The organism is Streptomyces toyocaensis (genome assembly GCF_000725125.1).
In the GTDB taxonomy this organism is placed as follows: domain Bacteria; phylum Actinomycetota; class Actinomycetes; order Streptomycetales; family Streptomycetaceae; genus Streptomyces; species Streptomyces toyocaensis.
Window position 1 is genome coordinate 89891 of the sequence record NZ_JFCB01000024.1, and the last position, 26364, is coordinate 116254.

Annotated in this window: 22 protein-coding genes; 9 read left to right on the forward strand and 13 right to left on the reverse strand. The window is 72.1% G+C overall.

The features are described 5' to 3' along the window. Positions 1-4 precede the first annotated feature (4 nt). From BU52_RS23445 to BU52_RS23485, 9 genes are all read right to left on the reverse strand, one after another. Positions 5-721, reverse strand: a complete 717-nt coding sequence (locus tag BU52_RS23445) for an ABC transporter ATP-binding protein (protein ID WP_037937681.1) — start codon at positions 719-721, stop codon at positions 5-7. Next, positions 718-1635: an ABC transporter ATP-binding protein gene (locus BU52_RS23450; protein ID WP_037937685.1), complete on the reverse strand. Its 918-nt coding sequence runs from the start codon at positions 1633-1635 to the stop codon at positions 718-720. Before BU52_RS23450 ends, BU52_RS23445 begins: the two co-directional genes overlap by 4 nt. A gap of 5 nt (positions 1636-1640) precedes the next feature. Beyond that, positions 1641-3467, reverse strand: a complete 1827-nt coding sequence (locus BU52_RS23455) for a branched-chain amino acid ABC transporter permease (RefSeq protein WP_037937687.1) — start codon at positions 3465-3467, stop codon at positions 1641-1643. A 5-nt stretch (positions 3468-3472) separates the two neighbouring features. After that, a complete protein-coding gene (locus tag BU52_RS23460; RefSeq protein WP_037937690.1) occupies positions 3473-4405 on the reverse strand; it encodes a branched-chain amino acid ABC transporter permease in 933 nt (310 codons plus the stop codon). A 114-nt stretch (positions 4406-4519) separates the two neighbouring features. Next, positions 4520-5755: a branched-chain amino acid ABC transporter substrate-binding protein gene (locus tag BU52_RS23465; RefSeq protein WP_037937691.1), complete on the reverse strand. Its 1236-nt coding sequence runs from the start codon at positions 5753-5755 to the stop codon at positions 4520-4522. Between the two features lie 287 nt (positions 5756-6042). Beyond that, complete coding sequence (locus BU52_RS36470; RefSeq protein ID WP_078903412.1) at positions 6043-6645, reverse strand: Tat pathway signal sequence domain protein; 603 nt, start codon at positions 6643-6645, stop codon at positions 6043-6045. After that, positions 6642-7076, reverse strand: a complete 435-nt coding sequence (locus tag BU52_RS23475; protein WP_051858543.1) for a hypothetical protein — start codon at positions 7074-7076, stop codon at positions 6642-6644. Before BU52_RS23475 ends, BU52_RS36470 begins: the two co-directional genes overlap by 4 nt. A gap of 76 nt (positions 7077-7152) precedes the next feature. Next, complete coding sequence (locus BU52_RS23480; RefSeq protein ID WP_037937695.1) at positions 7153-7635, reverse strand: PaaI family thioesterase; 483 nt, start codon at positions 7633-7635, stop codon at positions 7153-7155. 57 nt (positions 7636-7692) lie between these two features. Continuing rightward, complete coding sequence (locus tag BU52_RS23485) at positions 7693-9972, reverse strand: FdhF/YdeP family oxidoreductase (protein ID WP_037937698.1); 2280 nt, start codon at positions 9970-9972, stop codon at positions 7693-7695. A 139-nt stretch (positions 9973-10111) separates the two neighbouring features. Between BU52_RS23485 and polA the strand changes: the two genes are divergently transcribed. Beyond that, complete coding sequence (gene polA / locus BU52_RS23490; RefSeq protein ID WP_037937700.1) at positions 10112-12838, forward strand: DNA polymerase I; 2727 nt, start codon at positions 10112-10114, stop codon at positions 12836-12838. A 737-nt stretch (positions 12839-13575) separates the two neighbouring features. Continuing rightward, positions 13576-14007: a hypothetical protein gene (locus BU52_RS23495; RefSeq protein ID WP_037937734.1), complete on the forward strand. Its 432-nt coding sequence runs from the start codon at positions 13576-13578 to the stop codon at positions 14005-14007. Here the strand turns inward: BU52_RS23495 and BU52_RS23500 are convergent. Beyond that, positions 13925-14788: a DUF4184 family protein gene (locus tag BU52_RS23500; protein ID WP_037937702.1), complete on the reverse strand. Its 864-nt coding sequence runs from the start codon at positions 14786-14788 to the stop codon at positions 13925-13927. The two genes, BU52_RS23495 and BU52_RS23500, sit on opposite strands and share 83 nt — an antisense overlap. A 290-nt stretch (positions 14789-15078) precedes the next feature. Between BU52_RS23500 and BU52_RS23505 the strand changes: the two genes are divergently transcribed. Further along, positions 15079-16848, forward strand: coding sequence for a lytic transglycosylase domain-containing protein (locus tag BU52_RS23505; protein ID WP_037937704.1), 1770 nt, complete (start codon positions 15079-15081; stop codon positions 16846-16848). 105 nt (positions 16849-16953) lie between these two features. Here the strand turns inward: BU52_RS23505 and BU52_RS23510 are convergent, their stop codons facing one another. After that, complete coding sequence (locus BU52_RS23510) at positions 16954-19668, reverse strand: ATP-dependent RNA helicase (protein ID WP_037937707.1); 2715 nt, start codon at positions 19666-19668, stop codon at positions 16954-16956. A gap of 4 nt (positions 19669-19672) precedes the next feature. Next, positions 19673-20485 carry a class I SAM-dependent methyltransferase gene (locus BU52_RS23515; RefSeq protein WP_037937709.1) on the reverse strand — a complete coding sequence of 271 codons (813 nt, stop codon included), beginning with the start codon at positions 20483-20485 and terminating at the stop codon, positions 19673-19675. A 366-nt stretch (positions 20486-20851) separates the two neighbouring features. Here BU52_RS23515 and rpsA point away from each other — a divergent pair, with 366 nt between their 5' ends. The 4 genes from rpsA to BU52_RS23535 all read left to right on the forward strand — a co-directional run bounded on the left by rpsA (position 20852) and on the right by BU52_RS23535 (position 24525). After that, positions 20852-22345 (forward strand): 30S ribosomal protein S1, encoded by a 1494-nt coding sequence (gene rpsA / locus BU52_RS23520; RefSeq protein WP_037937712.1) that lies wholly within the window; start codon positions 20852-20854, stop codon positions 22343-22345. Between the two features lie 144 nt (positions 22346-22489). Then, entirely contained in the window at positions 22490-23428 is a 939-nt protein-coding gene (locus tag BU52_RS23525) for a PAC2 family protein (protein WP_037937715.1), read from the forward strand. Positions 23429-23473: 45 nt separating this feature from the next. Then, on the forward strand, positions 23474-24094 hold the full coding sequence (gene coaE, locus BU52_RS23530) for a dephospho-CoA kinase (RefSeq protein WP_037937716.1): 621 nt from the start codon (positions 23474-23476) through the stop codon (positions 24092-24094). 50 nt (positions 24095-24144) lie between these two features. Next, on the forward strand, positions 24145-24525 hold the full coding sequence (locus BU52_RS23535; protein WP_037937719.1) for a tetratricopeptide repeat protein: 381 nt from the start codon (positions 24145-24147) through the stop codon (positions 24523-24525). Positions 24526-24556: 31 nt separating this feature from the next. On the opposite strand, the gene BU52_RS23540 is transcribed toward BU52_RS23535, so the two are convergent. Next, a complete protein-coding gene (locus BU52_RS23540; RefSeq protein WP_037937720.1) occupies positions 24557-24811 on the reverse strand; it encodes a DUF6343 family protein in 255 nt (84 codons plus the stop codon). 170 nt (positions 24812-24981) lie between these two features. Here BU52_RS23540 and BU52_RS23545 point away from each other — a divergent pair, with 170 nt between their 5' ends. Then, on the forward strand, positions 24982-25668 hold the full coding sequence (locus BU52_RS23545) for a class I SAM-dependent methyltransferase (RefSeq protein ID WP_037937721.1): 687 nt from the start codon (positions 24982-24984) through the stop codon (positions 25666-25668). Positions 25669-25761: 93 nt separating this feature from the next. After that, positions 25762-26226 (forward strand): DoxX family protein, encoded by a 465-nt coding sequence (locus BU52_RS23550; protein ID WP_037937722.1) that lies wholly within the window; start codon positions 25762-25764, stop codon positions 26224-26226. The last annotated feature ends 138 nt before the right edge of the window (positions 26227-26364 follow it).

The following is a 26364-nucleotide window of genomic DNA, read 5'->3' on the forward strand; positions in this document are numbered from 1 at the left end:
TACCTCAGTCCTCGCCGAGGTAGGCCTTGCGGACCGACTCGTCGTGCAGGAGGTCCTGCCCGCTGCCGGAGAGGACGATGGTGCCGACCTCCATGACGTGGCCGTGGTCGGCCAGGGAGAGGGCGGCCTGGGCGTTCTGCTCGACGAGCAGGATGGTGGTGCCCTGGGACTTCAACTCCGCGATGGTCGCCATGATCTTCTGCATCATGATCGGCGAGAGGCCCATGGAGGGTTCGTCGAGCATGAGGAGCTGAGGCCGGGACATGAGGGCCCTGCCCATGGCGAGCATCTGCTGCTCTCCGCCGGAGAGGGTTCCGGCGGCCTGCTTGCGGCGTTCCCCGAGGATGGGGAAGAGGTCGTAGGCGCGCTGGATGTCCTTCTCGATGCCCGCCTTGTCGTTGCGGAGGAAGGCGCCGAGGCGGAGGTTGTCCGCGATGGTCATGCGCGGGAAGATGTGCCGCCCCTCGGGGGAGTGGGCGAGTCCGAGGGAGACGATCTTGTGGGCGGGGATCTTCTTGAGTGACTTGCCGTTGAACTTGATCTGCCCGCCGACGGGCTTGAGGAGTCCGGAGAGCGTACGCAGGGTGGTGGTCTTGCCGGCGCCGTTGGTGCCGATGAGGGTGACGACTTCGCCGGCGTCGACGCTGAACGAGATCCCCTTGACGGCCTGGATCTTGCCGTAGGCGACCTTGAGGTCTTCGACTTCGAGGAGTGCGGTCATCGGTCGTTCTCCTTGCCGGGCGCGGCGTCCGTGGCGGCCTCGGCCTCTGCCGCGGCTTCGGCGGCCTCGACTTCGGCGGCTTCGGCGGCGCCGGGGTCGTTCTCCATGGGTTCGCCGATGTAGGCGGCGATGACGCGTTCGTCGCCCTGGACGGTGGCCGGGTCGCCCTCGATGAGTTTCTGGCCCTGGACGAGGACGGCGACGCGGTCGCAGAGGTTGAAGATGAACCGCATGTCGTGCTCGATCACGAGGACGGCGGTGCCCTGGTCGCGGATGGCGAAGATGAGCTCCTCGGCCGCCCGGGTCTCCTGCGGGTTCATGCCGGCGGTGGGCTCGTCGAGGAGCAGCAGACCGGGTTCACTGGCGAGTGCCCGGGCGATCTCGAGCTTGCGCTGCTCGCCGTAGGGGAGGTTGCGGGCCAGGTGGTCGGCCTTGTCGGCGAGACCGACGAACTCCAGCAGCTCCGTGGCGCGTTCCCGTGAGGCCGCCTCGGCCTTGTGGAAGCCGGGCCCGCGCAGGACGGCCGACCAGAAGCCCTCCTTGGTGCGGGTGTGGCGGCCGACGAGCACGTTCTCCAGGACTGTCATGTTGGCGAACAGCCGGATGTTCTGGAAGGTCCGGGCGATCCCCGCGGCGGTGACCTTGAAGGACTTGGGCGGCAGGACCTTGTCCTTGTAGCGGACCTCGCCCTCGGTCGGGATGTAGAGGCCGGTCAGGCAGTTGAAGAAGGTCGTCTTGCCGGCGCCGTTGGGGCCGATCAGGCCGACGATCTCGCCGCTGCGGACGGTGAGGTCGACATCCCGGACGGCGGTGAGGCCGCCGAAACGCATGGTGACGCCGCGTGCGTCGAGGACGGTGTCGCCGGGGGCGGGTGCGCCCGCGGCGGTGTCCTTGGTGGTGGTGTCGGTGGTCATGGTGGTCAGGCCCCTGTCTTGCTCAGGACTGCGGGCGCGTCGGCCTCTTCGTGGAACTCCAGCTGGCGGCGCCGGTTGGGGATGAGGCCCTCGGGCCGGAAGCGCATCAGCAGGACGAGGGCGAGACCGAAGGCGAGGAGCTGGAAGTCGCCGAGGAACTGGAGTTTGTTGGGGATCAGGAAGAGCAGCGCGGCTCCGATGAGGGGTCCGGCGATGGTGCCCATGCCGCCGAGGACGACCGCCGCGAGCAGGAAGGCGGAGTTGGGCGGGGTGGTGCCGGCGAACAGGTACTGCTCGGGGGTCACGGTGTAGGTGACGTGGGCCTGGACGGTTCCCGCGAGGCCGGCGAGGGTGGCGCCGACGGCGAACGCGATGAGCTTGACGCGGAAGCCGTTGATGCCCATGGCGAGCGCCGCGGTCTCGTCCTCGCGGATCGCGACCCAGGCGCGGCCGATGCGGGAGTCGCCGCTGCGCCGGAAGACGAGGACGACGACGGCCGTGATGAGCAGCATCAGGAAGAAGTAGTTCGCGAACCGGCCGATGGTGAAGCCGGCGATGTCGTGCTGGACGCCGAGGTCGAAGCCGAGGATCTTCAGGTCCGGGATGGACGCGATGCCGTTGGAGCCGTTGGTGATGTCCGGGCCCGAGGTGCCGTCGGTGTTGTTGACCGCGATGCGGAAGATCTCACCGAAGCCGAGGGTGACGATGGCGAGGTAGTCGCCGCGCAGCCGCAGGGTCGGAGCACCGATGAGTACGCCGAAGACCAGGGAGGCCAGGGCCCCGACGAGCACGGCGGCCCAGAACGGGAAGTGGACGCCGAAGGGCGAGCTGGGCGAGCCCGAGACGAGGGCGGCCGCGTAGGCACCGACGCCGAGGAAGGCGACGTAACCGAGGTCCAGCAGGCCGGCGAGTCCGACGACGATGTTCAGGCCGAGGGCGACCGTGGCGAAGATGAGGATGTAGACGCCGAGTGTGGCGTACTGGTCGTCGGTCTGGGTGAAGGGGAAACAGGCCGCCGCGACGAAGGCGCCGCAGACGGTGATGTTCTGGTGCCGTGCGGTGATCTGCGAGGCGTGGGCGATCAGACCGGAACGGTTCAGGGCGCTGAAGCCGAAACCGGCGGTGATCAGGAACCCGACGAAGAGCTCGTCGTACCCGGTGCCGATGCCGTAGGTGAAGACGACCAGGGCGAGCGCCAGGATGGCGACGATGATCAGGATCTCGACGTGGGACGGCAGGGCACGCACGGGACGCGGGCTGCCGGAGGCGAAGGCCGCACGGAGGGTGGCCCAGCGGTGGCCGGCCTCGTGCGTGAACCGTGCCCAGCCGGTGTCGTCCGGGTCGAACGGGTCGGGTTCGGGCCGCTCGAAGGGAAGGGCCAGGGCGCCGAGGAGGGCGAGCAGCGTGGCGGCGGCGACGAGGTAGCCGCCGGGCTCCAGGTTGACCAGGCCGCCCAAGTCGAAGCTGATCGCGAGGACGGTGTACCAGGCGGTGACGAAGGTGCCGAGCGTGGCGTACTTGAGGGCCGCGTCGGCGCCGGCCGGGGCGAGCCAGCCCAGTCCCTTGACGCCGTAGGAGGCGAGTCCGAACAGGGTGGCGAGCGCGCCGCCCACGAGGACGAGGACCTGGAGTCCGCCGGGGTAGCCGTAGACGGTCAGGTCTCCGGGGAACGCGGAGGTCCAGGTCCACGCGAGGAACGTGGAGACGACGGCGAGGGCGCTGCCGCCGGTGGCGACGGCGCGGCCGACGGGCGCGGGGATGCCGATGAGGCCGGTGGGCGGGGTCGCGGCGGGGGTGACCGCGGTGCTGGAAGCGGTGGTCTGTGTGGTCATCGGTGTCACGCCCTGTCCGCAACGCGTTCGCCGAGCAGGCCCTGCGGCCTGAACAGCAGCACGAGGATGAGGAGGATGAAGGCCCAGACCTCGGCCCAGGACTGGCTGCCGAACTTGTCCAGGCCGGGGATGTCGGCGATGTAGGCGGTGGCCAGGGTCTCGACGACGCCGAGCACCACACCGCCGATCATGGCGCCGTAGATGTTGCCGATGCCGCCGAGGACTGCCGCGGTGAAGGCCTTGAGGCCGAGGATGAAGCCCATCTTGAAGTCGATCTGGCCGTACTTGAGGCCGCTGGCGACGCCTCCGACGGCGGCGAAGACCGCGCCGAGGGCGAAGGCGATCACGATGATGCGGTCGGTGTTGACACCCATGAGCTTGGCGGTGTCCGGGTCCTGCGCGGTGGCCTGCATGCCGCGCCCGGTGCGGGTGCGCATCACGAAGTAGGCGAGGAAGGCCATGCTGATGGGAGCGGCGATGAGCAGGAAGATGTCGCCGGTCTGCAGCGTGGCGCCGCCGATCGTGAAGGGGCCGCCCTCGATCTGGGGGAAGGGCAGCTTGGACTTCGCCTCGGGGTAGAAGGCCCAGACGGCCTGCTGGAGCGCGAGCGAGAGCCCGATGGCCGTGATGAGCGGGGCCAGGCGGGGCGCGCCGCGCAGGGGGCGGTAGGCGAACCGTTCCGCCCCGATGGCGACCAGGACCGAGACGATCACGGCCCCGAGCAGCATCAAGGGCAGCGCCACCCAGATGGAGGTGCCGTCGGGCAAGAGGTACAGATGTACCGTGAGGGCGCCGAAGGCGCCGACCATGAAGATCTCGCCGTGGGCGAAGTTGATGAGCTGGACAATGCCGTAGACCATTGTGTAGCCGATGGCGACCAGGCCGTACATGGATCCCAGTAGCAGGCCGTTGACCAGCTGCTGCGGCAGTTCGTTCACCGCATGTCCTCCGAGACTTTCGGAATGTTCGACGGATGGGGCCGGATGTGAGTCCGCGCGGGGCGCCAGTGGAACAGCGCCCCGCGCGGCTCGTGGGAGTGGTGCGGGCGGCGGTCAGCCGGTGAAGGTGCCGGACTTCACCGTGGCCCAGTTGCCGTCCTTGACGGAGTACACGGTGAGCTGCTTGTTGGTGGCGTCACCGAACTCGTCGAAGGAGACCTTGCCGGTCACCCCGTCGAAGGAGACGTTCTGCATGGCGTCGACGACCTTGGCGCGCGCGTCGTCGGGGAGCTTGCCGCCGTTGTCGTCGACGACCTTCTTGACGGCCTCGATGATCGCCCAGGCGGAGTCGTAGGAGTAACCGCCGTACGCCTCGAAGGCCTCCTTGTAGCCGGCGTCCTTGTAGTTGGCGACGAACTCCTTGGCGGAGGGGAGTTCCTCGACGGGCGCGCCGACGGAGGTGGCGAGGTCGCCGGTGCCCGCGGCACCCGCCAGCTTGATGAAGTCGGCGCTGTAGATGCCGTCACCGCCGACCAGCGGGATCTTGGCGCCGGCGTCCTTGATCTGCTTGCTCAGCGGGCCGGCCTGCGGGTACTCGCCGCCGTAGTAGACGACGTCGGCGCCGGAGTTCTTGACCTTGGTGGCGACCGCGCTGAAGTCCTTGCTCTCGGGGTTGATGTGCTCGGTGCCGACGATCTTGCCGCCGAGCTTCTTGAACTCCTCGGTGAAGGTGGCGGCGAGGCCGGCGCCGTAGGTCTTCTTGTCGTCGATGACGAAGACCTTCTTCTTCTTGGCGTCGTTGTAGACGTACTGCGCGGCGAACGGGCCCTGGATGGCGTCCGTGGTCGCGGTGCGGAAGTACGACTTGTACGGCCGGACCTTCTCCTTCTGCCAGTTCACGCCCTGGGTCAGCGCGGGGTTGGTGTTGGCCGGGGAGACCTCGACCAGCTTGGCCGTGTCGAAGACCTTCTGCATCGACTCGCCGACGGAGGAGTTCAGCGGGCCGACGACACCGAGTACGTCCTTGTTGGCGACGAGCTTGGTGGCGTTCTGCTGGCCGACGGAGGCCTGGCCCTGGTCGTCGAGGGCTTCGATCTTGAAGGTGACGCCCTCGACGAACTTCTCCTTGTTGGCGGTCTTGGCCGCGAGGTCCACGGAGTTCTTGATGCCGAGGCCCAGCGCGGAGAGGTCGCCGGTCAGCGGCGCGTCGACGCCGATGACCACGGTGGTGCCACCGTTGCCGGAGTCCGAGCTGCCGCCGCCGTCCTCGTCGCGTGAGCCGCAGGCGGTGAGGGTGAGCGCTCCCGCCGCCAGCGCGGCGGTGATGGCGATGAGTGAACGTTGACGCACGATCCAGTCCTTTCCCCTGACGGCCGCCTCCCGGTGGAAACGGCCGAGTCGAGCGCTGGGCCGACGAGACAATCGGGCGGCGCGGTGACTGGCCGTGACTCTAAGCGTGGGTGGGAATGGGGAGGAGACTCTGGCCAAGGCTGTGACGCTCTTGTTATGACACGACGTATTGCAGAGCGGTACTGAGTGGGGGGAAGGGCAGAATTCTCGCCGTTTTGCCCTGTCCGCATGATGAGAAACCGCAGGACTCGACGAGGGCGGTTCAGGTGTGTCAAGCGTTTTGGTGATTACCCGGACTTGTTGCTGCAGGCTACTTGCAGGGCTCGGGAAAGGTCCTGTGCGTACTGAGGTCCGAGGATGAAGCTGTGCACTTGCATTGCTCGCGTATTACGCAGCGTTACATCCAAGAAAGGGAGTCCGGCGTTCCGTGGCGCGTTTCCGCATTCCGTCACCCGCAGGGTGATCATGATCTTGCGGGGGGATCCGGCTTTTGTCCGGAACGGGGTGCGCGGACTGGAGGTCACGGACAGCCCCGCGTACGGCTGTGAAATCCGGGTGACGGTAACCGGAGGTCCGGATTCCGTACTCACCGCCACCTCGAAAGTGAAGCCGCGTGAGGCGGTGTTGGAACTCGTGGGCCCCGGCCGCAGGTACTCGATGCCCGTCACCTGGCTCGGGTACGGCGGAGCCGGTGGCGGTTCCGGTCTGGGCCGGGTGACGTACAGGTAACCGCTGCCCGCGAGTACGGCCGAGGTGAGCATCGTGCCGAGCACGACCCTGCGGTGGCGCTCGAAGCGTCCAGCCGGAAAACCCTGTTGAGCCAACGGTGCAGGCGGGGCGTCCTGGACGTAGGTGCCCTCGCCCGGTTCGACCGGTCCGACCCCGCTCACTGCCAGGGCCCCTCGCCCGGCCCGCCGGCGCGGTACCACTCCGCGCACCCCTCGCGCGCCTCACGGTCGATCAGCCGGCCGACGTCCGGGGTGCCTTGACGCCTGGCGGCCCGCGCGGAATCGACCACCTCGCGCAGGATGTCGTACTGCCCGCCGGACAGCCCCATGGACTGGTAGTCGCCATAGGTGTCGCCGTCCAGCACCTGGCGCGACCAGTGGCCGACGAGCTCGGCGCACAGGTCCTCGTCGGACGTCACCCGCGGTGACGGCGAGGCGGTCCGCCCGCCGTCCGCATCCGCCGAGGGATCCCGGCCCGCGCGGCCGGAACCCGTCGTGTCGCAGCCGGTCACCGTCAGGGCCGCCAGCAGCGCGGCCGTGAGGGGCGCGGCCCATGCCGCCGCCCACGCCCGAGAGGTGCCTCCCCGTCGCATGCCCCGAACGCTAGGGCGCCGGCCGGCCGGAGGCAATGGCGGTGGGGTGCGGGCAGCCCCCGCACCCCACCGGACGTCAGCCCGCGGGCTGCTCCCCGCCGCCGGCGTTCAGGTCCCGCAGCAGACAGGTCAGCCGCGCGGTGCACACCCGCTTGTCCGCCTCGTCGGTGATGACGATCTCGTACGTCGCCGTGGACCGTCCCCGGTGCACCGGCGTGGCGACGCCGGTGACCAGACCCGAGCGGACTCCGCGGTGGTGCGTGCAGTTCAGGTCGACGCCCACGGCGATCCTGGAGCTGCCGCCGTGCAGCATCGATCCCACCGACCCCAGCGTCTCGGCCAGCACGGCCGAGGCTCCGCCGTGCAGCAGCCCGTACGGCTGTGTGTTGCCCTCCACCGGCATCGTGCCGACGACCCGGTCCGCCGAGGCCTCCAGGATCTGCACGCCCATGCGGGTGCCCAGGTGGCCCGCGGAGAACAGCGCCGGCAGGTCCACACCGAGCGCGGCGTACTCGTCGATGACCTCCTGCGGGAACGTGACCTGCTGCTGTTCTCCCATGGGTCCGGCTCCATTCGTCTCGTCGTGCGTCGGTACGGCTGTTCGCTGAGCGAACGCTCAGTCGGTCGCCGATTGTTCCAGACGCACCACGACCGACTTGCTGGCCGGGGTGTTACTGGTGTCCGCGGTGGCGTCCAGCGGCACCAGGACGTTCGTCTCCGGGTAGTACGCCGCCGCGCAGCCCCGTGCCGTCGGGTAGTGCACGACGCGGAAGCCGGGCGCCCTGCGCTCCACGCCGTCCCTCCACTCGCTCACGAGATCGACGTGGCCGCCGTCCACCAGGCGCAGCTCCCGTGCGTCCTCGGGGTTGACCAGCACCACCCGGCGGCCGTTCCTGATGCCCCGGTAACGGTCGTCGAGGCCGTAGATCGTGGTGTTGTACTGGTCGTGCGAGCGCAGCGTCTGCAGCAGCAGCCGCCCCGGGGGCAGTTCGGGGTACTCCACCGGCGCCGCGGTGAAGTTGGCCCTGCCGGTCGCGGTGGGGAAACGGCGCTCGTCGCGCGGGGCGTGGGGGAGTGCGAAGCCCCCGGGACGTGCCACGCGCGCGTTGAAGTCCTCGAAACCGGGGACCACCCGCGCGATGCGGTCGCGGATCGTGGCGTAGTCCCTCTCGAACTCCTCCCAGGGCACCGTGTCCCTCTCGCCGAGGACCCGGCGGGCCAGCCTGCACACGATGGCCGGCTCGGACAGCAGGTGCGGGCTCGCCGGTTCGAGGCGGCCGCGCGAGGCGTGCACCATCCCCATGGAGTCCTCGACCGTCACGAACTGCCCGACACCGCCCTGCACATCGCGTTCCGTGCGGCCGAGCGTCGGCAGGATCAGCGCACGCGCGCCCGTCACGGTGTGCGAGCGGTTCAGCTTGGTCGACACGTGGACCGTCAGCCGGGCCCGGCGCATCGCCGCCTCGGTGACCTCCGTGTCGGGGGACGCGGAGACGAAGTTGCCGCCCATGGCGAAGAAGACCTTCGCCTTCCCGTCGCGCAGCGCGCGGATGGCCCGCACGACGTCGTAGCCGTGCTCCCGCGGCGGCGCGAAGCCGAACTCCTTCTCCAGGGCGTCCAGGAACGCAGGTGTGGGGCGCTCGAAGATGCCCATGGTGCGGTCGCCCTGCACGTTGGAGTGGCCGCGCACCGGGCACACGCCCGCGCCCGGGCGTCCGATGTTGCCGCGCAGCAGGAGGAAGTTGACGATCTCGCGGATCATCGGCACGGAGTGCTTGTGCTGGGTGAGGCCCATCGCCCAGCAGACGATGACGCGCTCCGACGCGAGGACCATCCGCAGGCACTGCTCGATGTCCCCGCGCGTGAGACCGGTCGCGGTGAGTGTCGCGTCCCAGTCGGCGGCGCGCGCGGCCGACGCGAACTCCTCGAACCCGTGGGTGTGTTCGCGCACGAACTCCTCGTCGACCGCACCCGGCGTCTCGATGACCAGCCGGTTGAGGAGGCGGAAGAGGGCCTGGTCGCCGCCGATGCGGATCTGCAGGAACAGGTCGGTCAGGGCGGCACCGGTGGTGAGCCCCTTGGGGGTCTGCGGGTTCTTGAAGCGCTCCAGTCCCGCCTCGGGCAGCGGGTTGACGCTGATGATCCGCGCGCCGTTCGCCTTGGCCTTCTCCAGGGCGGACAGCATGCGCGGATGGTTGGTGCCGGGGTTCTGCCCGGCCACGATGATCAGGTCGGCCCGGTACAGGTCCTCCAGCAGGACGCTGCCCTTGCCGACGCCGATCGTCTCGGACAGGGCCGAGCCGGACGACTCGTGGCACATGTTCGAGCAGTCCGGCAGGTTGTTGGTGCCCAGCCGGCGGGCGAAGAGCTGGTAGAGGAACGCGGCCTCGTTGCTGGTGCGCCCCGACGTGTAGAAGACGGCCTCGTCGGGGGAGCCGAGGGCGGCGAGCTCCTCGGCGACGATGTCGAAGGCGCGTTCCCAGGTGACCGGCTCGTAGTGGCCGCCGCCCTCGGGGAGGTACATGGGGTGGGTCAGCCGGCCCTGCTGCCCCAGCCAGTAACCGCTGCGGCCGGCCAGGTCGGCGACGGAGTGCGCGGCGAAGAACTCCGGGGTGACCCGGCGCAGGGTGGCCTCCTCGGCCACGGCCTTCGCGCCGTTCTCGCAGAACTCCGCCCTGTGCCGGTGCTCCGGCTCCGGCCAGGCGCAGCCCGGGCAGTCGAAGCCGTCCTTCTGGTTGACGCCGAGCAACGTCAGCGCCGTGCGCCTCACCCCCATCTGCTGCTGGGCCATCCGCAGGGTGTGACCGACCGCGGGGAGTCCGGCGGCCACCCGCTTCGGCTCGGTGACCTGCGGTGCGTCCTGAACGGGATCGCCCTTGGGCGGCTTCGTTGCCATCGCGCACTCCTGTTCACGCACACGTGTGAGGTACGTCTCCGATCCTGCCACGTTCCGCTCGCCCGTCCGAGACCCGACCACGGGGCCCCCGGTCCGCGGGCGGGACCGACTGTCGGTGGCTCGTGGCAGGATCGGGTACGTGGCAGACACAGCATCGAAGAAGACCGACCAGACCCCCGGCGGGGCCCGCCCGCGACTGATGCTCATGGACGGGCACTCGCTCGCGTACCGCGCGTTCTTCGCGCTGCCCGCGGAGAACTTCACCACCGCGACCGGACAGCCGACGAACGCGATCTACGGCTTCGCGTCGATGCTCGCCAACACGTTGCGTGACGAGGCGCCCACGCACTTCGCCGTCGCCTTCGACGTGTCCCGCAAGACCTGGCGCTCCGAGGAGTTCACCGAGTACAAGGCGAACCGCTCCAAGACGCCCGACGAGTTCAAGGGGCAGGTCGAGCTGATCGGCGAGCTGCTCGACGCGATGCGCGCCGAGCGCTTCGCCGTCGAGGGGTACGAGGCGGACGACGTCATCGCCACCCTCGCCACCCGGGCCGAGGCCGAGGGCTTCGAGGTGCTGATCGTCACCGGCGACCGGGACTCCTTCCAGCTGGTCTCCGAGCACACCACGGTGCTGTACCCCACGAAGGGCGTCTCCGAGCTGACCCGCTTCACCCCGGAGAAGGTCGTCGAGAAGTACGGGCTGACGCCCGCGCAGTACCCGGACTTCGCGGCGCTGCGCGGCGACCCGTCCGACAACCTGCCCGGCATCCCGGGCGTCGGCGAGAAGACGGCCGCGAAGTGGATCAACCAGTTCGGTTCCTTCGCCGAGCTGGTCGAGCGCGTCGACGAGGTCAAGGGCAAGGCCGGGCAGAACCTGCGCGACCACCTCGAAGCGGTCAAGCTGAACCGCCGGCTCACCGAGCTGGAGCGCGGGGTCGAGCTGCCCAAGGGCGTCTCCCACCTGGAGCGGACCGCCTACGACCGCAAGGCCGTGGCGATGATCCTGGACACCCTGGAGATCAGGAACCCTTCGCTGCGCGAGCGCCTGTTCGCCGTCGACCCGGGCGCGGAGGAGGCCGAGACCACCCCGGTCGTCACCGCCGGCGTGGAGCTGGAGGGCACCGTGCTGGGCGCGGGCGAGCTGGCCGGCTGGCTCACGGGCCACGGCGCGGGCCCCCTCGGGGTCGCCACCGTCGACACCTGGGCCCTGGGCACCGGCTCGGTCGCCGAGGTCGCGCTGGCCGCGGCGGGCGGTCCGGCCGCCTGGTTCGACCCCGCCGAGCTGGACGAGGCGGACGAGCGGGCGTTCGCCGCCTGGCTCGCCGACCGGGAGCGGCCCAAGGTGTTCCACGACGCCAAGGGAGCGATGCGCGTCTTCGCCGAGCACGGCTGGAGCATCGAGGGCGTCACCATGGACACCGCGCTCGCGGCGTACCTGGTGAAGCCGGGCCGCCGCTCCTTCGACCTGGACGCGCTGTCCCTGGAGTACCTGCACCGTGAGCTGGCGCCCGCCGCCGCGCCCGACGGCCAGCTGGCCTTCGGCGCGGACGACGGCGCGGAGGCCGAGGCGCTGATGCTGCAGGCCCGCACCATCCTCGACCTGGGCGAGGCCTTCGGGGGCCGCCTGGAGGACGTGGGCGCGGCGGACCTGCTCCGGGACATGGAGCTGCCCACGTCCGCGCTGCTCGCCCGCATGGAGCGGCACGGCATCGCGGCCGACCGGGCGCATCTGGAGGCCATGGAGCAGATGTTCGCGGGCGCCGTGCAGCAGGCGGTGAAGGAGGCGCACGCGGCGGCGGGACACGAGTTCAACCTGGGCTCGCCCAAGCAGCTGCAGGAGGTCCTCTTCGGCGAGCTGGCCCTGCCGAAGACCAAGAAGACGAAGACCGGCTACACCACCGACGCCGACGCCCTGGCCTGGCTCGCCGGCCAGACCGACAACGAACTGCCGGTGATCATGCTCCGGCACCGTGAGCAGGCCAAGCTGCGCGTCACCGTCGAGGGCCTGATCAAGACGATCGCCGCGGACGGCCGCATCCACACCACGTTCAACCAGACGGTCGCCGCCACCGGGCGGCTGTCGTCCACCGACCCGAACCTGCAGAACATCCCCGTCCGCACGGACGAGGGCCGCGCGATCCGCCGCGGTTTCGTGGTCGGCGAGGGCTTCGAGTCCCTTCTCACCGCGGACTACAGCCAGATCGAACTGCGCGTGATGGCCCACCTCTCCGAGGACGCCGGCCTCATCGAGGCGTTCACCTCGGGCGAGGACCTGCACACCACGGCGGCCGCACAGGTGTTCTCGGTCGAGCAGTCCGCGGTCGACGCGGAGATGCGCCGCAAGATCAAGGCGATGTCGTACGGCCTGGCGTACGGGCTGTCGGCCTTCGGCCTCTCACAGCAGCTGAACATCGAGGCGGCCGAGGCGCGCGCCCTGATGGACGCGTACTTCGAGCGGTTCGGCGGCGTGCGGGACTATCTGCGCCGGGTCGTCGACGAGGCGAGGGCGACCGGGTACACGGCGACGCTCTTCGGCCGCCGGCGTTACCTGCCCGACCTCAACAGCGACAACCGCCAGCGCCGCGAGGCGGCGGAGCGGATGGCGCTCAACGCGCCGATCCAGGGCACGGCGGCGGACATCGTCAAGATCGCCATGCTGAACGTGGACCGCGCGCTGCGCGAGGCGGACCTGCGCTCCCGCATGCTCCTCCAGGTGCACGACGAGATCGTCCTGGAACTGGCTCCCGGTGAGCGCTCCGCGGTGGAGGACCTGGTCCGCCGCGAAATGGCGTCCGCGGTCCGGCTCCGCGTCCCCCTGGGCGTCTCGGTGGGTGCGGGCCCGGACTGGGAATCCGCAGCCCACTAGCCCGCGCGGTGCGGCGGACGCCGGTCCGCCGCCCGGCCACGCGACATGACCGGGACCCCGTCCCCCGCCCAGGCACCCGGCCCGGCCGCCCGGGCGAGGGAGGGCTCGGCCCGGTCCCGGTGCGGTGCCGCGCCGGGGCGGTGAGCGTCCGCGGGTGGCGTGGCGCGGCCGGGGCGCCCGGTCGCAGCCCACCGGATCCACCGCGTTCGCCCCCGGATCCACCGCGTTCGCCCCCCCGGGGGGCGTGATTGAGGCGGTACGCCGTTCGACGCGGGCGGCGGGCTCCCGGGTCGGTGCTGCCCGTCGGGTGGCTGAAGGCTCAGGCGCACGGGACCGCACCGTGTCCGCCGGACGGAGCCGGGGCGGCGGGCTGCTGCCGGAGCACCGTCCGGCGCGGAAGCGCGCGTCCGCCGGACGCAGGCGCGAGGCGTCCGCCGTGGCGGTGAGCGTCCACGGGGGCGTTGCCCGGACGCCGCCGACCGGGGCCACCGGGTTCGCCGGGCGTGGCCGGGCCGGCCGGTGGGGTGCGGCGTGGCTGAGGTGGGACGGTGGTGCGCCGTTCGCGCCGCGGACGACGGGCTGCCGTCCGCGGCGCGAACGGCGCTCCGTCGCGGCGGGAGCGCCCACGCGGGGTGCGGTGCGGCGGCGGTGTCCGGTGTTCCGTGCCCGGAGGTGCCTTCACTCGCGTGGCCCTCGCGGAGGCGCCGGTGGGCGGCTTGGCCGACAGGATGCGACGCATGGGTATACGCATGCTTCACCGCGGAGCGGCACCCCCGCGGGCCGGCGCCGACGGACCCACCCCCGAGGCGTTCCCGCCGGTTCCGGTCCACGCGGCCGCCGCAAGTACCGCCCGCGCCCCCGCCACCCTCGCGACCACGTTGCGGAACGCCACCGCGGTCCTCGGCCGCCGCATCGCCGGCGGACGGCGCACCGGCCGCGCCGCCGGCGCCGTGCTCCCCGCCGACCAGCCACCCTGGCGGCTGTGGGCCGAACTGGCCCGCGCCTACCTCACCCTCGTGGTCACCTGGCTGCCCCGGCCCCGCCCCGTGCGCACCGTCACCGTGTTCGTCGCGGCGAGCGAGACCCTCAGCGTGCGGCCGTACGACTCGGCCGCCGTGCACCGGCGTCCGCAGGGCCCTCCGTGGCCGGAGCCGGACGCCACGCCCTGACGGCCACCGCGTACAGCGGCAGCGCGACGACCAGACCCGCGCCCGCACCGAAACACACCGTCGGGATCAGTTCCCAGGGCTTCGCGACCGGCCCCCAGTGGGCCCACCACCGGGAGGCCCGCTGCACCGCCCCCACCGCCGCGCACCCGCCGAGCAGCGCGACCGCCCCCCACCGGTCGTGGGCGGAGAGCACGGGCACCCCGGCCGGTCCGGCCGCCCCAGGTGCCGTACGGCGCAGCGCCCGCGCCACGAACAGCGCGAGCGCGACCGCGGCCACCGCCGAACCGCCGTACTGCAGGTACCAGTACAGCGGTGAGCCCGCGATCTCCTCGCCCAGCACGGGAAACACCCGCATCCCCCACCGGCCGGGATGCGTGAACGCGTCCCACACCACGTGCGTCGCCGCCCCCAGCACGGCCGAGACGTACCAGCGCGCCACCAGCGAGGCCCGTACGCGTGCCCGGGGCGCCCCGCACCGCAGGAGCGTCGCCGTCCGCCCCTGCCGGGCCCGCGGCAACAGCGCCACCAGCGGTTCGCGCACCAGCAGCCACAGCCCCACCAGCGCCCAGGCGATGAGCACGTCGACCGTGAACACGCCCCGGAAGGCGTGCGTCACGTCGCCGAACTCCATCGCCCCCGGCAGGACACTCGCCGCGTAATAGGTCATGTCGGGAGCGAAGCTGCCCGCGACCAGCACCGCGGGAACCAGGGCGCCCCGGCCGCTCCCGTCGGTCCGCACGGCCGGCAGGACGGCTGCGGCGTGGCTGAGGGTGAAGGGCAACTCGACTCCTCGCGAAAACCGTTGACCGGACCCCCACCAGGGCCCGCTGTTCGGAAGGCCCCAGTATGCGCGACCTCCATCTCACGCCCTTGCCGCACCTTCAACGTGGCCAATAGGTGAATATCGGGCACGAACGGGTGTCCGGGAAAAGGAAGTTGTCGTAGGGTCTCGAAAGTCGTCACGCCGGGGTGACCGCGAAGGGCAACCGGCGGGGCGGGCGGAACGTCACAACAGGGCGGACACAACACACGGTGACGGGCGGCACAACGCCCATGGGAGGGGTTCACTCTATGGCGGCGCATTTCGGCAGGAGGCTGCGCAAGGGAGCGGCAACCACCGCCGTGGCCGCGGCAGCGGTGGCGGCCCTGTCCGCGTCCCAGGCTCCGGGCGTGACGGTCGACGGCCAGGGCAGACAGACCACCGCCGATGCCACGCCCTCACCCGAGGAGGCCGCCGACGGCGCCGGCGCGACCGGCAACTCGCCGTACTACACGGACCTGCCCCCCCTCAACAGTCCCAACCCGTCCCCGAGCGCGGGCACCGGCCCGGTCGCCCCGGGTGTCACGGAGGCCGGCATACCCGCGACCGTCCTCGACGCCTACAAGAAGGCCGAGGCCGCGCTGCGGGAGAGGAAGCCCGGCTGCAACCTGCCCTGGCAACTCCTCGCCGCCATCGGCAAGGTGGAGTCGGGACAGGCCCGCGGCGGACGCGTCTCGGCCGACGGCACCACGCTCTCCCCGATCCTCGGCCCCCAGCTCGACGGCAACGGCTTCGCCCTCATCAAGGACACCGACAACGGTGCCCACGACGGCAACAGCGCCTACGACCAGGCCGTCGGCCCCATGCAGTTCATCCCCTCCACCTGGGAGTGGGCGGGCCGCGACGGCAACGACGACGGCCGTGAGGACCCCAACAACATCTACGACGCCGCCCTCGCCGCCGGCCACTACCTGTGCCGCTTCGGCTGGGACCTGTCCGACCCGGACGACCTCGACAAGGCGATCCTCAGCTACAACCGCTCGACGGAGTACCTGAACACCGTCCTGTCGTGGCTGGAGTACTACCGCAAGGGCACCCACGAGATCCCGGACGGCACGGGCACGCTGCCGGTGGACCGCAGCGACCACCGCCCGGTGCGGCCCTCCCCGTCGACGTCGGCCACGCCTCCGGCGCCGAAGCCCGGCTCCAGGCCTGCCGACAAGCCGGGCGGCGCCGGGCAGAGCCCGAAGCCGAGCGATCCCGGCAGCGGCAGCCCGACCACGCCGCCGCCCACCACGCCGACGCCCACCACCCCGCCGCCCACCACTCCACCGTCCACCACCGAGCCGACGCCCACCGACACGGTGGACCACCTGGAGGACGCCGGCACCGCGAAGCTCACCGCGCAGGCCGGCGACCCGTTCGCGCAGCGGATCAGCACCCGCGCGGAGACGGACGCCGGCAAGGCGGTGGCCAAGGTGCGCATCCGCTTCACGATCTTCGGCGACACCGACACCACCTTCGCGGGCGGTGAGAGCGTGGCCACCGTCGTCACCAACGCGTCGGGCGTCGCCGTGGCTCCCGCGCTCCAGGCCGGCGAGAAGACCGGCGGGTTCGCCGTCCGCGCCGTCGTCGTGGGCCGGGACATCCCGGGCGTCGCCTACGAGGCGACGGTCACCGAACGCGCCGCCGATACCCTGGTCCGCACCGGCGACGCGGCGCTCACCTGCACCGCGGGTGGCGAATTCGCCGAAGCGGTCGAGGTGAAGGCCACGTACGGCGGTGCCGCCGCCGACAGGGTCGCCGCCACCGCCACGCTCATCACGTCGGCCGACGACGCGACCGAGAACGACAAGGGCCCCTACTTCAAGGACGCCGCAGGCAACGCGATCCGCACGCTGAACGGCCTCGAGACGGACGCGGACGGCCTGCTGAAGCTGCCGAAGCTGTACGCGGACGACACCGCCGGCACGTTCCTGCTCCGCATCACCACCGCGGGCGGAGCGACCCTCACCGTCGAACTGACCGTGGCGGCGGCCGCAACGCCGGCCCCGAGCCCGTCGACGAGCCCCACCGCCTGACGCGGCACCGCGACCGGACGACGGCGCCCCTCCCCGGCGGGGAGGGGCGCCGTCGTCCTGCGTGCGGCCGTGCGCGCGCGGGGGCCCGGCAGGAACCGGAACGGCTCACCGCCCGAGCCGGGCGTTGGTGTGCCGGGTCGGCTCGGCCGTGGCCGGGTCCTCCGGCCACGGATGCCTCGGGTAGCGCCCGCGCAGTTCGGCCCGTACACCCCGGTAGCCGTCCCGCCAGAAGGAGGCGAGGTCGGCGGTCACGGCGGCCGGCCGCCCGGCCGGGGACAGCAGGTGCACCAGCAGCGGCACCCCGGCCACCCGCGGCGACTCCTGGAGCCCGAACATCTCCTGGAGCTTGACCGCCAGCACCGGCCGCTCCGGGTCGGCATAGTCGATCCGGACCCCGGACCCGCTGGGCACGGTGATCCGCTCCGGCGCGAGCTCGTCGAGCCGCGCGGCCTCCCCGGAGGCCCAGGGCAGCAGACGCCCGAGCGCCTGCCCCGCGTCGATCCGCGCGAGGTCCGCCCGCCGCCGGGCCCGGCTCAGCTCCGGCTCCAGCCACTCCTCCACGCGCGCGTGCAGCCCGGCGTCGGACACGTCGGGCCACGGCTCACCGAGCCGGCCGTGCAGAAAGGCCAGCCGCTGCCGCAGCACGACCGCCCCGGCCGGCCACCGCAGCAGCCCGAACCCCTCCCGCCGCAGCCCGTCCAGCAGCGCGGCCCGTACGAGCGAGGGGCCGGCGCCGGTGAGCGGCCGGACCGCCAGTTCCACCGCCCCGAGCCGCTCGACCCGGCGGGCGACGACGTCCCCGTCGGCCCAGTGCACCTCCTCGTGGGTCTCCAGCAGGGCTCCCGCCGCGTGACGCGCGATGGCCTCGTCGACCACCGCTCCCAGCGTCACGCGCGCGTGCCCGCGACCCACGGGCCGGTCGGCCACGGCGACGGCCACCCACTCCGCCCCCCGCAGCCCGGATGCCGCCCCCACGTCGGCCCGCGTCCCGGCCACCATCAGATGGGCCCCGCCGTCCACCCGTGCCACCCGCTCGGGGAAGGCGAGCGCCGCCACCAGCCCGACCCGCCCGTCCTCCCCCGCGAGGAGGCCGGTCGCAGGCACGGGCGGGGACCAGGGTGCGGGTGTGTCCCGCGCCCGATCGGCATCCGGGCACGGCGATGATCCCGGCGTGCCGTGCGCGACGTCCGGTGCCGGGACCGGGGCCCGGACGGTGTCCTTCCGGTCCGGCGCGGACGGCGCCCCCGAAGCCGCGGTGTCCCGGACGCCGTCCTCCGCGGGGCGGGCGGAGCCCGCCGCCGTCCGCCGGCCGGCGGACTCGGAGGCCGCCCGTCGCAGGCGGCGGGTCTCCGTGCGCCACCGCGCGGCGTACGCGTCGCCCCCGCGCCGCGCGGTGCGCAGCGCGCCGACGAGGTCGTCCCCGTAATCGCGCGGGGGCTCCTCGCCGATCAGGGCGACCACCTCGGCGGCGAGGTCCGGTCCGACCACCGGCGCCGCGTCCAGCAGCGCCCGCCCCAGCCGGGGATGCAGCCCCAGCCGCGACAGCCGCGTCCCCCGTCCGGTGGCACGCCCGTCGGCGTCCACCGCCCCGATCGCCGCGAGCACGGAGCGGGCCGCGGCCATCGCCCCGCCCGGCGGAGGATCCAGCAGCGCCAGCCCGGAGGCGTCCGGATCGCCCCAGCAGGCCGCCTGGAGCGCGAACGCCGTCAGGTCGGCCACCTTGATCTCGGGGGAGGGGAACCGCGGCAGCCGCGCGTCCTCCGCCTCCGCCCAGCAGCGGTACACCGCCCCCGGCGCCTCACGCCCGGCGCGGCCCGCCCGCTGCCGGCCGGCGGCCCGCGAGGCCCGTACCGTCGTCAGCGCGCTCAGCCCCCGCGCGTGATCGACACGGGGCTCCCGCGCGAGCCCCGAGTCCACGACCACCCGCACCCCGGGGACCGTCAGCGACGACTCCGCCACCGACGTCGCCAGGACCACCCGCCGCCGCTGCCCGGGGGACAGCACCGCGTCCTGCACGGCGGCCGGGGCGTGGCCGTGCACCTGGAGAACCTCGACGCCGCCGAGGCCGCCGAGCCGCCCGGCCACCCGGGCGATCTCGGCCACGCCGGGCAGGAACGCGAGCACGTCCCCGTCCCGCTCGTCCAGCGCCCGCCGGATCACCGACGCCACGTGCGTGAGCAGCACCGGGTCGACCCGCATGCCGTGCGGCGGCCGGACCGCGCGCGCGGGAGGCGCCCACACCACCTCCACCGGGTGCGCCGTACCGCGCGCCTCGACCACCGGCGCGCCGCCCAGCAGCCGCGCCCAGCCCTCCGCGTCCGTGGTCGCCGACGCGGCCACCAGCCGCAGGCCGGGACGGAGCGTCTCGCGCACGTCCCACAGGAACGCCGCCGCCGTGTCCGCGTCCAGATGCCGCTCGTGGCACTCGTCGAGCACCACCACGTCCACCCCGGTCAGCTCCTGGTCGCGCTGCAGGCGCTGGAGCAGCACACCGGTCGTGACGACCTCCACGCGCGTGTGCCGCCCGACCGCCCGCTCCCCGCGGACCGTGAAACCGACCGACTCGCCGACCCGCTCGTCCAGTAGCCACGCCATGCGCCGCGCCGCCGCACGCGCCGCGATCCGCCGCGGTTCGGCGACCACCACCCGTCGCGCGGGCCCCGTCCCGAGCAGCCCCGCGAGCGCCAACGGCACCAGCGTCGTCTTACCGGTCCCGGGCGGCGCCACCAGCACGGCCGTGCCGTGCGCGTCGAGGGCGCCGGTCAGCCGGGGCAGGGCCTCGCGTACGGGAAGGGCGTCCAGGGCGTCGTCACGGATCACGCGCTCAGTCCCGTACGCACACGAAGACCGCCGTCCCCGGGATCAGGTTCCCGCGCAGCGGGGACCAGCCGCCCCACTCGGAGGTGTTCCAGGCCGGCCACTCCGGCTCCACCAGGTCCACCAGCCGGAAACCCGAGGCGACGACGTCCCTGACCCGGTCCCCGAGCGTCCGGTGGTGCTCCACGTACACCGCCCGGCCCTCCTCGTCCTGCTCGACGTAGGGGGTCCGGTCGAAGTACGACGCGGAGACGCTCAGCCCCTCCGGTCCCGGCTCGTCGGGGAACGCCCAGCGGATCGGGTGCGTCACGGAGAACACGAGCCGGCCGCCCGGGCGCAGCACCCGGCGCACCTCCCGCAGCACCAGCCGCGGGTCGGCGACGAAGGGCAGCGCCCCGTACGCCGAGCAGGCCAGGTCGAAGGAGCCGTCCGCGAAGGGCAGCGCGCCCGCGTCGGCGCACACCAGGGGGAACGGCCCGCCGATGCGCAGCGCGTGCTGCAACTGCCGGTGCGAGATGTCCAGGGCCACCGGCCGCGCCCCCTGGGCGGCCAGCCAGCGGGAGCACTGCGCGGCGCCGGCGCCCAGTTCCAGGACGTCCCGCCCCTTCAGCTCCTCCGGCGGGCCGAGCAGCTCAGCCTCCACCTCGTCCAGACCCTCGGGACCCCACACGAAGCGGTCGTCGCCGAGGAACGTGCCGTGCTCGGTCTGGTACTCGTCCGCGTTGCGGTCCCACCAGCCCCGGTTGGCGCGCGAACTCTCCGTGACACCGGCCTCCCGCCGGGTCGCCTCCGGTTCGGGCGCTTCGGACTCTTGGATGATCGGCTCCCTCGTCGTACTCTTCCGTCCAGCCGGACCCCGGTGTGTCGCCGAAGGGTGTTCCTGGCCCTTGCGTGGCCTCGGATGACGGGAATTGTGCCGGTTATGCGGCGATCCGCCCCGGGTGGGCGGCTTCGCGCATTGACCCTGCCCGGCTGCCCCCGTATGCTACAAGTTGCGCTGCGAGCCTGCGCACCTCAGACGTAGCAGGCTGCGCTCGCATCTGTTGTATGTCCCCTCGGTTTTCGAGGCGCCATCACTGCTTCAACGGTGGGGCGCTTCCTTGGCTGTCCGGCTTCTGCAGAGCGAAACGGGCTCCGGCGTAGCAGTACCTACGACTTCAATGTCCGTACCGGAGCCCTTTCCCACATGACGAGCAGCACCGAGACCACCGCCACCACCCCGCAGGTAGCGGTCAACGACATCGGTAACGAGGAAGCCTTCCTCGCCGCGATCGACGAGACGATCAAGTACTTCAACGACGGCGACATCGTCGACGGCGTCATCGTGAAGGTCGACCGGGACGAGGTCCTGCTCGACATCGGTTACAAGACCGAAGGCGTGATCCCGAGCCGTGAGCTCTCGATCAAGCACGACGTCGACCCCAACGAGGTCGTCGCCGTCGGTGACGAGATCGAAGCCCTTGTTCTCCAGAAGGAGGACAAGGAAGGCCGCCTGATCCTCTCGAAGAAGCGCGCCCAGTACGAGCGTGCCTGGGGCACCATCGAGAAGATCAAGGAAGAGGACGGGATCGTCACCGGTACCGTCATCGAGGTCGTCAAGGGTGGTCTCATCCTCGACATCGGCCTCCGTGGCTTCCTCCCGGCCTCCCTGGTCGAGATGCGTCGCGTTCGCGACCTCCAGCCCTACGTGGGCAAGGAGCTCGAGGCCAAGATCATCGAGCTGGACAAGAACCGCAACAACGTGGTCCTGTCCCGCCGCGCCTGGCTCGAGCAGACCCAGTCCGAGGTCCGCCAGACCTTCCTCACCACCCTCCAGAAGGGGCAGGTGCGGTCCGGCGTCGTCTCCTCGATCGTCAACTTCGGTGCCTTCGTGGACCTGGGTGGCGTCGACGGTCTGGTCCACGTCTCCGAGCTGTCCTGGAAGCACATCGACCACCCCTCCGAGGTCGTCGAGGTCGGCCAGGAGGTCACGGTCGAGGTCCTCGACGTCGACATGGACCGCGAGCGCGTCTCCCTGTCGCTGAAGGCGACCCAGGAAGACCCGTGGCAGCAGTTCGCCCGCACCCACCAGATCGGCCAGGTCGTGCCCGGCAAGGTCACGAAGCTGGTTCCGTTCGGTGCGTTCGTCCGCGTGGACGAGGGCATCGAGGGTCTGGTCCACATCTCCGAGCTGGCCGAGCGCCACGTGGAGATCCCGGAGCAGGTCGTCCAGGTCAACGACGAGATCTTCGTCAAGGTCATCGACATCGACCTCGAGCGCCGTCGCATCAGCCTCTCGCTGAAGCAGGCCAACGAGGCCTTCGGCGCCGACCCGTCGACGGTCGAGTTCGACCCGACCCTGTACGGCATGGCCGCGTCCTACGACGACCAGGGCAACTACATCTACCCCGAGGGCTTCGACCCCGAGACCAACGACTGGCTCGAGGGCTACGAGACCCAGCGCGAGGCGTGGGAGACCCAGTACGCCGAGGCGCAGCAGCGCTTCGAGCAGCACCAGGCGCAGGTCATCAAGTCCCGCGAGGCGGACGAGAAGGCCGCCGCCGAGGGTGGCGAGGCCGCCGCTCCGGCCGCGTCCGGTGGCGGTTCGTACTCCTCCGAGGGTGGCGACCAGTCCGGCGCGCTGGCCTCGGACGAGGCGCTCGCCGCTCTGCGCGAGAAGCTGGCGGGCGGTCAGAGCTGAACGCTCTGAGCTGACGCACAGCCGTTGACCGAGGGGCCGCACCTTCTGGGTGCGGCCCCTCGGTGCGTGCGGTCCTCCCAGGCCGGGGAATGCCGGTGTCGCGTGCCACGTTGTGGTGTACGAACACGAGGAGGAGCGGTCACTGTGCTTGATCCGCAGGGTTTGTACGCATGGGAGCCGAAGGGGCTCGGCGTCGTCGACATGGCGCTGGCCCAGGAGTCGGCCGGACTTGTCATGCTCTACCACTTCGACGGATACATCGACGCGGGCGAGACCGGGGACCAGATCGTGGACCGGCTGCTCGACTCGCTGCCCCACCAGGTCGTGGCCCGGTTCGACCACGACCGGCTCGTCGACTACCGGGCCCGGCGCCCGCTGCTGACCTTCACCCGCGACCGCTGGACCGACTACGAGGTGCCCGCCATCGAGGTGCACCTCGTCCAGGACGCCACCGGGGCGCCCTTCCTGCTGCTCTCCGGGCCGGAGCCGGACGTCGAGTGGGAGCGCTTCGCCGCGGCCGTCCAGCAGATCGTGGAGCGGCTGGGCGTACGCCTGTCGGTGAACTTCCACGGCATTCCCATGGGCGTCCCGCACACCCGCCCCGTGGGCATCACCCCGCACGGCAACCGCACCGACCTCGTCCCCGCGAGCAACAGCCCCTTCGACGAGGCGCAGGTGCCCGGCAGCGCCGAAGCCCTCGTCGAGTACCGGCTCATGCAGGCCGGGCACGACGTCCTGGGCGTGGCGGCCCACGTGCCGCACTACATCGCCCGCTCCCCGTACCCGGACGCGGCACTGACCGCCCTGGAGACCATCACGGCCGCCACCGGCCTGGTGCTGCCCGGTGTCGCGCACTCGCTGCGCACCGACGCGCACCGCACCCAGACCGAGATCGACCGCCAGATCCGGGAGGGCGACGACGAGCTCACCGCCCTCGTCCAGGGCCTCGAGCACCAGTACGACGCCGCCGCGGGCGCGGAGAGCCGGGGCAACATGCTCGCGGAGCCCGTGGAGATCCCCTCCGCGGACGAGATCGGGCTCGAGTTCGAGCGCTTCCTGGCGGAGCGGGAGGGCGAGAACTGACGCCCCCCGGACCGGGTGCCGACGGCAGGGCCTAGGCTGCTGGTCATGCTGACAGTGGGCCTGACCGGCGGTATCGGCGCCGGCAAGAGCGAGGTGTCGCGGCTGCTCGTCGAGTGCGGGGCCGTGCTGATCGACGCGGACCGCATCGCGCGCGAGGTCGTCGAACCCGGCACCCCCGGCCTCGCCGCTGTCGTGGAGGCCTTCGGCGAGGAGGTCCTCACCGCGGACGGCAGTCTGGACCGGCCGAAGCTCGGCTCCGTCGTCTTCGCCGACGCCGAGAAACGGTCCGTCCTGAACTCCATCGTCCACCCCCTGGTGGGCGCCCGCTCCCGCGAACTGGAGGAGGCCGCGGCCGAGGACGCCGTCGTCGTCCACGACGTCCCCCTCCTCACGGAGAACGGTCTCGCTCCCCTGTACGACCTGGTGATCGTCGTGGACGCGAGCCCCGAGACCCAGCTCGGCCGGCTCGTGGGCCGGCGCGGCATGACCGAGGAGGACGCACGGGCGCGGATGGCCGCCCAGGCGACCCGCGAGCAGCGCCGGGCGATCGCGGACATCGTCATCGACAACGACGTCCCCCTCGGCGAGCTGGAACAACGGGTCAAGGACCTGTGGTCCGGGCTCGTCCGCCGCGCGCGCACGCCCCGGCAGCCCCCTCAGGAATAGCGGACGCGGGACGGGGCGTTGAACCCGTCCAGCGAGGGAAGGATTCCGCCGTGCCCGAGACCAGTGGTCCGTCCGGACGTACGCCGGAGACGCATGTCATCGACTTCCGTGCCGCCGAGCACCTGCTCGCCTCCCGGGACCCGCGGGGCGCGGTCAAGCTGCTCGACGGTGTGATCGACGTCCACCCCGAGAACACGGCCGCACGCCTGCTGCGTGCCCGCGCCTTCTTCGCCGCGGCCCAGCTGCGGCCCGCCGAGCTGGAATTCTCCCTCGTCCTGGAGCGCGAGCCGGACAACGCCTTCGCCCACTTCGCGCTCGCCCGCACCTACCAGCGGCAGGGCCGCCCCCATCCGGCCAAGCGCCACTTCCGGCTGGCGGCGGCACTGGACCCGAACCCGGAGTACCTGAAGGCGGCCCGCTTCGACGGCTGACGGACCCCTGCCGGATCCGCGCCGGGGCCGCTCATCCCGGCGGCCGGTACGGAGGGACATCGGGCCCCGGCTGGTAGTGCGGACCCTGGCGGATGTGCCGGAGGACGACGACCAGGTCGACCGTGACGAGCAGCCACAGCACCCCGCACGCCAGCGCCCAGCCGGGGTACCCGGCGAGGGCGAACCCCACCGTCCCGGCCACCGTCCAGAGCACGCCCCACACGCTCAGCCAGAACCGCATCCGCAGAGCACTGCGCGCGGTCACCGGTTCACTGCCCGTACGCATCGTCCCTCACCACCGTTCCGCGCCCGGCCTGCGGCCCGCCCGGTCCGGGTGCCCCGGAAACGGGCGCCTCACCGCCCGGCCGGGCACCGGCGCTCACTCGGACGGGTGAATCAGCGGAGGGTGGGAACGGGCGTACGGACGCGGTCCGTTGGACGGACATGGAGCTGAGAATGCGTGAGGGGTACGAGGGGACGGGCCCCGGGGCGATCACCCCGGACGGCTGTGCGGTGGAGCTCTACTCGCGCCTGCCGGTGGGAGAGGAGCCGGACGTCATCGCCGCCGCGGTGCCGGCCGGGGCCCGGGTGCTGGAGCTGGGCAGCGGTGTGGGGCGTGTGACCCACGCGCTGCTGGAGCGCGGCTTCGACGTCACGGCGGTGGACGAGTCCGCGGAGATGCTGGAGCGGGTGCGCGGGGCGCGGACGATATGCGCCCCCATAGAGGAGCTCGACGCCGGCGAGACGTTCGACGTGGTGCTCCTCGCCTCCTTCCTGGTGCACGCGGGGGACGCCGACGTGCGGCGAGGCATGCTGCGCACCTGTGTACGGCATCTGGCGCAGGGCGGTTGCGTGCTGATCCAGCGGGAGGGCGCGGACTACCACAGCGATGTGCCGCGTGAGCGGGTCGACCCGGCCGGCTTCACCGTGCGGATCGTGTCCGCGGAGCCGCTCGGCGACGGGGTGGACTCGGTGCGCGCCGAGTACGTGTTCCCGGACGCGGTCTGGACCCAGACCTTCCGCTCCCGCCCACTGACGAGGCAGCAGTTCGAGGAGGCGCTCGGGGAGGCGGGGTTGAAGGTGGACCACTACCTGACGGAGGACGGAATGTGGGTGAGAGCGGTTCCGACGGCCGGCCACTGAGTGAGGAATCCCCGTCGGGGAGCGATGAGTTCACGGGCAAGGGGCGGTCTCTTCCTGTGACAGCAGCACGGACCGCTTCCTCAGGAGATCCCGATGTCGCAGACCACTCCCCGCGCCACGACCGACGCATCCTCTGCCGCCGCGTCCGCGTCCGCGTCCGCGTCCTCCCGCGGGCGGCGTGCCCGTCTCGCGCTGCGCGGGCTGCAGGTGCTGCTCGCCCTGTTCTTCGCGGTCGCGAGCGCGCTGCCCAAGCTGATCGCGCACTCCTCCGCCCTCGAGCCCTTTGACGAGATGGGCTGGGGCAGCGCCGGCATGTACGTCATCGGTGTACTCGAACTCGCGGGCGCCATCGGGCTGTTGGTGCCGGTGCTGCAGTCGGCGGCGGCGACGGGACTGGCCGCGTTGATGGTGGGCGCGTTCGTCGTGCAGATGACGGTGTTCGACGGCGCGCACGCGGCGACCCCGCTCGTCCTGCTCGTGCCGCTCCTCCTCGTCGCCCGGGTCCGCCGTGCGCACAACGCGGACCTGCTGCGACTGCTGCTGCGGCGGCAGGGCTGACGGTTCCCCCGGGGGCCAGGCCGCTCCCGCCGCCCGGCCCCCGGGGGCCGGGAGCGGCCCGAGGGCCGGGCGCCCGTCCGGTCACGGACGTGCGCCGCCGGAGCCCCCGCCACGGGACGTCCGGCCGCCCTTCGTGCC